At 40.7% G+C, this 6,606-nt stretch carries 4 protein-coding genes and 1 pseudogene; 4 read left to right on the top strand and 1 reads right to left on the bottom strand.

Annotation, left to right across the window (positions count from 1 at the left end; translation table 11 throughout):
* Window positions 1-949: pseudogene (locus SANK73390_RS17215) on the top strand (IS4 family transposase); the annotation flags it as partial.
* Window positions 950-979: 30 nt separating this feature from the next.
* On the opposite strand, the gene SANK73390_RS17210 reads toward SANK73390_RS17215, so the two are convergent.
* Window positions 980-2,011, bottom strand: a complete 1,032-nt coding sequence (locus tag SANK73390_RS17210) for a LacI family DNA-binding transcriptional regulator (RefSeq protein ID WP_462767654.1) — start codon at window positions 2,009-2,011, stop codon at window positions 980-982.
* A 298-nt stretch (window positions 2,012-2,309) separates the two neighbouring features.
* On the opposite strand from SANK73390_RS17210, the gene pgi reads away from it, so the two are divergent.
* The 3 genes from pgi (at window position 2,310) to pgl (ending at window position 6,478) form a co-directional block, all read left to right on the top strand.
* Window positions 2,310-3,947, top strand: a complete 1,638-nt coding sequence (gene pgi, locus SANK73390_RS17205; RefSeq protein WP_462767652.1) for a glucose-6-phosphate isomerase — start codon at window positions 2,310-2,312, stop codon at window positions 3,945-3,947.
* A 351-nt stretch (window positions 3,948-4,298) separates the two neighbouring features.
* A complete protein-coding gene (gene zwf / locus SANK73390_RS17200) occupies window positions 4,299-5,771 on the top strand; it encodes a glucose-6-phosphate dehydrogenase (protein WP_462767650.1) in 1,473 nt (490 codons plus the stop codon).
* Window positions 5,771-6,478 carry a 6-phosphogluconolactonase gene (gene pgl, locus SANK73390_RS17195; RefSeq protein ID WP_261592273.1) on the top strand — a complete coding sequence of 236 codons (708 nt, stop codon included), beginning with the start codon at window positions 5,771-5,773 and terminating at the stop codon, window positions 6,476-6,478. The genes zwf and pgl overlap by 1 nt, the downstream gene beginning before the upstream one ends.
* Window positions 6,479-6,606 lie beyond the last annotated feature (128 nt).

Raw genomic sequence — 6,606 nt, 5'->3', positions numbered from 1 at the left:
GTATTGCTGTTTGCACCAGATGCAAAGCAAGTTGTAGAACTAATTGAACAATCTCGCTGGAGTCGTGATATTACGACAATTGGAAAAAGGGAAAAACACGCGACGACTTACGAAGAAAAAGAAGCTTATAAATGGGAGTCCGCGTCACGAGCGATGGCTGAGCGACTTGAAACACAGATGTCGAACGTCATTTCAGTATGTGACCGAGAAGCGGACATCTATGAATACTTGCAATACAAACTGACCGAGCAACAAAGGGTCGTCGTACGCTCTATGCAAAGCCGCCATATTGAAGAAGGTGAGGATAAGCTCTATGCGTTTGCAAGCGAGTTAAAAAGTGCTGGAACAAAACAGCTCAAAGAGGAGGTAGGAAGGCCCGTAGCGCAACACTGGATATCACTTATGCACCAGTGACGCTCAAAGTTCCTTACAATAAGAAAGGGCAATCCCTGCCAGTTTACTATGTTGGCTGTGCAGAGCGAGGAAACCCTGAAAACGACTTAAACTGGCACTTATTAACCAGTGAACCGGTAACTAGCAAAGAAGATGCCTTAGCCATCATCACATACTATGAGCACCGTTGGCTCGTTGAGGAGTACCATAAAGTTTGGAAAAGTGACGGCACGGATATAGAAAGTTTACGCCTTCAAAGCCAAGAAAATATGGAAAGGTTGGTGACGATTAATGGCTTTATCGCCACACGAATTGTGAACAGCTGTTATCTCCCAAAGCATGGAAGCTATTATGGTTAAAAAGAATAAAGGCACCATTGCCAGCAACCGCGCCAAATATGTCGTGGGCATATCGAGAACTGGCTAAGTTAGGAGGCTGGAAAGATACCAAGCACACAGGACGAGCATCTGTCAAAGTGTTATGGCAAGGATGGCTTAAATTACAAGCCATCCTTGAAGGCTACGATTTAGCAAAGTCTCTTAAGTCAGACTTGTGATCAAGAGACAGCTATTTAGTGCCTTTTCTGTTACTTTGCATAATCGGTACTTTCACGTACCACTAAGCTTGGCGTAAAAGTAGTTTTAACATCTTTATCTTGTTGTCTTGAACCTCGAGCTTTACTAAATAGTAACCTTGCTGCGTGTTCAGAAATAACATCATTAGCCTGATGGGCAGTTGTCAGCTTAGGCCAAGTTTGACGAGAGAAGGGGGAGTCTTCAAATCCTGTAATAGACAGTTCCGCAGGAATATCTATGTTCATTAATCTAGCTGCAAACAATGCCCCTGCGGCAACTTCATCGTTACCGCCTAAGATTGCTGTAATATTATTAGGGTTGCCATTTTTGAGTAACTCTTTTGCTCCGTTCACGCCGGACTCAAACGAATAACTCCCTTCGTAAATCAATGAATCTGATCGCTCAATATTATGTGCTTTTAATGCTTTATGATAACCAGCTAGGCGTTCTGAGGTTGATTTGTGTTCTTTGTCACCCAGTACAAAAGCGATGCGCTTGTGGCCTAAAGAAATCAAATGTTCAGTGATCTCATAAGCAGCAGCATAGTCATTTACTAGAATACAATTGTTGCGTTCATTTATATCAGTGTCCCGCCCTGACAGCAAGCGAACATAATGAACACCTAATTCGTCAAGCATATCGATAATACTCTGCTGCTCTGATAAAGGAGGTGTTAGAACTAGCCCAGCTAAACGTGATCGCTTAATCATCGTCTTGAACTCTTTTTGCATATTATCGTCATGATAACTACAAGGGTGAATGACCAGTTCATATCCTTCTTCTTTACATCGTGAGAGCACACCATTTTGCATATCTATCACGTAGTACGCATTTGGGTTGTCATAGACTAAACCAATAGCAAATGAAGAGGTACCTGCGAGGTTTCGCGCTGCGATATTCGGCTGATAATTCAACTCATTTACAGCACTCATTACCAAGTCATATGTTTTTTTGCGAACTGAAGGCTCTTTGTTGATCACCCGCGAGACGGTTTTCATTGATACACCGGCTAACTTAGCGACATCGTTTATGGTGACTTTCATGTTTTTATTCTTTTATGTGAGAGAGCTTTAAAAATTGCTCAAAATTCATTAAATGATCATGTGAATAGCTTAGTCTATCTAATCTAAATTAAAAATAGCAGCCTAAATATCATAAATAAATGAATGATACCGGTGTCAAAAGGAATAAATTGCGTTATTATTCACATCGTAAAATTGAAAATAAGAAAATTGACAGCGTTGTCATTGTGGCATATGGTAGACGTTGTCAATAGTCTTTTGCTTGTTTAAACAGTGTATAAGCTGTGTGGCGAGCCATAAATTATGTTAGGGGATGAGTATGAGTTGCCGTAGTGATTTGAGTAGCTGGCAGGCATTAGAGCAATCTGCAACAAAACTAAAACAACAACAATTAAAAACTTTGTTTGCTAAGGATACCTCACGCTTTGCAAAGTTCTCTTGTCAAATTCCTGGTGTTTTATTCGATTACTCAAAACAACTTATTGATGAAGAATGCTTTTCTCAACTCATTGCGCTTGCAGAACAAGCTGATATAGCAGCGTGGCGTGATAAAATGTTCAGCGGTGAAAAAATTAACTTCACTGAAAATAGAGCAGTCCTACATGTAGCGTTAAGAAATAGAAGTAATTCACCGATTTTTGTTGACGATAACGACGTTATGTCACTGGTGAATAGAGAACTTGATAAGTTAAAATCATTTACGCAAAAAGTGCGTAGTGGCGAGTGGGTAGGACATACTGGTAAGCCTGTTAAAAATGTTGTGGCAATCGGTGTGGGTGGATCAAATCTAGGTCCTCAAATGGTTAGCGAAGCGCTCTCAAATTACGCAGATAACACACTTAATGTGCATTACGTATCTAATGTTGATGGGGTGCAATTAGCAACTGTGCTTGATGGTTTGCAGGCTGAAACAACATTGTTTGTTGTCTCATCAAAAACGTTTACAACCTCAGAGACAATGACAAATGCGCGCTCAGCCGTTAAGTGGTTTTTAGAGTATGCACCGCAAGATGCGATTGCTAAGCATTTTGTAGCTGTGAGTACTAATTTAGAAAAAACCCGTGAATTTGGTATTGCTGATGACAATGTATTTACCATGTGGGATTGGGTCGGAGGTCGGTTCTCGTTATGGAGTGCAATTGGCCTACCTATTGCCTTGTATTTGGGCTTTGATAAGTTTGTTGAGGTGCTAGAGGGCGCATTTGAAGTAGATGAGCACTTTAAAGCCGCATCATTTGAAAATAACATTCCGCTAATTATGGCATTGTTAAGTGTTTGGAATACCAGCTTTTTAGGCCACACAGCACAAGCTATTTTACCGTATGATCAGGCATTACATATGCTGCCTGCTTACTTACAGCAAGGTGAGATGGAAAGTAATGGTAAGCACGTTACATTCACTGGTGAACCTGTGCCTTATGCAACAGTACCGCTAATTTGGGGCATGACGGGTATCAACGGCCAACATGCATTTTATCAGTATTTGCACCAAGGCAATAACATTGTGCCAGCGGATTTTATTGCATCGGTTAAGCCGCAAGTTGTTATGGATAAGCACCACGATATTTTATTATCGAACTTTTTTGCACAAACAGAAGCGATGATGAGTGGTGTTGATGAGCTGCAAATACGTGAAGATTTAATAGCGAAAGGTAAAACACGCTCGCAAATTGACGCAGTAATTGCACATAAAATTCATCAAGGTAATCGGCCAACGACTTCTATCTTGTTAGATACCGTGGATGCTAAAGCTGTCGGTCGTTTAATCGCAATGTATGAGCATAAGATTTTTTGTCAGGGCATTTTATTGCAGATTTGCTCATTTGACCAATGGGGTGTAGAACTTGGGAAAGGGTTAGCATCTGCGATAGAGGCTGAGTTAACCCAAGACGATGTAAATTACCCTCATGATAGCTCAACTGCTGGTTTAATTAGTTACTATAAAAACAATCGATAATTGAAAGAAATTAGCCTTTTAGTAGAGGCAACCAGTTCACTTGATGTGAAAAAAATACCTTTGAACGGGTAGCGCTGGAGTTCTTAGGGCCTGTATTTTTGTGAGAGGAATTACAGTGCCCCTAAGGCTCATTTTCTGGCTAATGTATTTCTTCCAATGGTCACTCTTCAAAGATGATTTTTAGGTTTGAATTGCCACCTAACCTTGGCTGAACTGTTACAATCGAATTCAATACCGCTAATATGCGGCGCTCTGGTAAGCTAAGATATGGTATTGCCAGACATTAATAATAAATGCGCAGTCAGTGCACAAGAACGGCTTTGCTGCGCTTAACCTTGTAGAGAGTAATTTATGCTTAATCCTTTTGATATTATAATTTTTGGTGGCGGCGGAGATTTGGCATTGCGCAAGTTGTTGCCTGCAATGTATCGCGCATATCAAGAAGGTAACCTTCCTGAAGGCTCTCGTATTTTGCCAACTGTTCGTGAACAAAGTAAACAACAAGAATATATCGAAACAGCAGAGCAAGCATTGAAGTCTTTTTTAGGTGAAGGGGAGTTTAACAGTCAAGATTGGAAAGCCTTTGCTAAATTTCTAGTTCCCGTGGTTGTCAATGTCACAGAACCTGATGAACACTGGGATGAGTTACGCACAATATTAGCGCAAGATGTACCTGACAAATCTCGAGTATTTTATTTGTCACTTCCCCCTGCGGTTTATGGCACCTGCTGTGAAATCTTATCGACTAAGCAGTTGATAACAGATACATCACGAGTTGTTGTTGAAAAACCAATTGGCTACTGTGGTGCGTCTGCAGAAGAAATTAATGGAAAAATAGCACAGTATTTTTTAGAAGAACAAATCTTTCGTATAGACCATTACCTAGGTAAAGAAACCGTACAAAATTTAATGGCATTGAGATTTTCAAATGCGCTATTTGAAAACTTATGGGATGCAAAATCCATAGATAATATTCAAATCAGCATTTCAGAAACGGTCGGTTTAGAATCTCGAGCAGGCTTTTATGATAAAGCTGGTGCACTCCGAGACATGGTGCAAAACCATTTACTGCAGTTATTGTGTTTGGTTGCCATGGAGTCTCCTCATAAGCTAAACGCCAACAGTATTCGCACAGAGAAGCTTAAAGTACTAGAAGCGCTTCGCCCGCTTATTGCAGAGCAGGTTGATGAAAACACGGTACGCGGTCAATATGTACCAGGAGAATTAAATTCTAAGATAGTACCTGGATATCTTGAAGAGCTAGCGGAAGGTTCAAGTATTACTGAAACCTTTGTGGCTATTCGAGCGCATATTGATAATTGGCGTTGGGCAGGTGTACCGTTTTATTTGAGAACGGGTAAGCGTATGAAACAACGCTGTGCAGAGATTGTAGTAGAGTATAAACCTGTATCTCATAACGTTTACGATGAATCTGTGGGCCCAATTCAGCCAAATCGTTTGGTTATTCGTTTGCAACCAGAAGAAACAATACAGCTTACATTGATGTCAAAGCGCATGGACAACTTAGATATGCAATTGCAGCCTGTTACGCTTAATATCGAGTTGAGTGAACAATATGGTTCGAGTTTTCACTCCGATGCCTACAAGCGTTTAATGTTAGATGCTGCCGCAAATAACCCCGCGCTGTTTATACACCGTGATGAAGTGCGTCAAGCATGGAAGTGGATTGACCCAATTGTTGAACGTTGGCAAGAAAAAGGCACGCCAGCACTTTATAGAGCAGGCTCTTGGGGGCCAGAAGATGCGGATGAATTATTACAAGAAAACAAACATGCTTGGTTTAATGTAGGAGAAAAAGCATAATGGCACATCTAACTGAGCGATTTTTTGATTCTAAAGAAGAATTAACATCTGCGCTATCAGCACTACTTGAGTCAAGTTTAGTGGCTGGTATTGAACAAAAAGGCAAAGCCGTATTAATGGTATCTGGTGGTTCGTCTCCCGCACCTGCATATCGTCATTTATCGGGGTTATCGCTTGATTGGAATAAAGTGTCGGTTGCTATGGTTGATGAACGTTGGGTGGATGCAAGTCATGAAAAATCCAACGAAGCATTTATTAACGAGACACTTTTACAAAATCATGCCTCAAAAGCGCACTTTGTCACTATGAAAAACTCTGCTACAACAGCGCAGGCAGGACAAACTGAATGTGAGGTACAATATCAGTCATTAGGTAAGGCAGATGTGACCATTTTAGGCATGGGTCCAGATGGACATACGGCGTCTTTGTTCCCACATGCTGATGGTTTAGAGAAAGCTTTAACTACAACTGATATTGTATGTGCTATTAATGCAAAACAAAGTGAAGTGACAGGCAGTATTACTGAGCGTATGACACTTACTTTAAATGGTGTTGCGAATGCTAAGCAAGTTGTGCTTCTTATTAGTGGTGAAGAAAAGCGTGCAATGTATGAGTTGGCAAAGCAGCCAGGCTCTGAGTTTGATATCCCATTGCGCGCGGTTATTAATCATTCAGATATAGACCTTATGGTATTTTGGTGTCCATAGTACATTTGTAAAATATATAGCACTTTGCTTGTCGTGATAGGTAAGGTGCTGCTACCTCCTCAATAACATAATGCTCTTTATAGCTACTTCCTCACATATTTAATCTGATTGATAGCACCCTCATCACA

It is taken from the genome of Pseudoalteromonas sp. SANK 73390 (assembly GCF_054966645.1).
The sequence above is the reverse complement of the archived record's forward strand: the minus strand, read 5'-3'. Positions and strand labels throughout refer to the sequence as shown.

Excerpts from the sequence above, each read along its gene's own strand:
- SANK73390_RS17210 (WP_462767654.1), bottom strand. The coding sequence starts at position 2,011 with ATGAAAGTCACCATAAACGATGTCGCTAAGTTAGCCGGTGTATCAATG.
- pgi (WP_462767652.1), top strand. The coding sequence starts at position 2,310 with ATGAGTTGCCGTAGTGATTTGAGTAGCTGGCAGGCATTAGAGCAATCT.
- zwf (WP_462767650.1), top strand. The coding sequence starts at position 4,299 with ATGCTTAATCCTTTTGATATTATAATTTTTGGTGGCGGCGGAGATTTG.
- pgl (WP_261592273.1), top strand. The coding sequence starts at position 5,771 with ATGGCACATCTAACTGAGCGATTTTTTGATTCTAAAGAAGAATTAACA.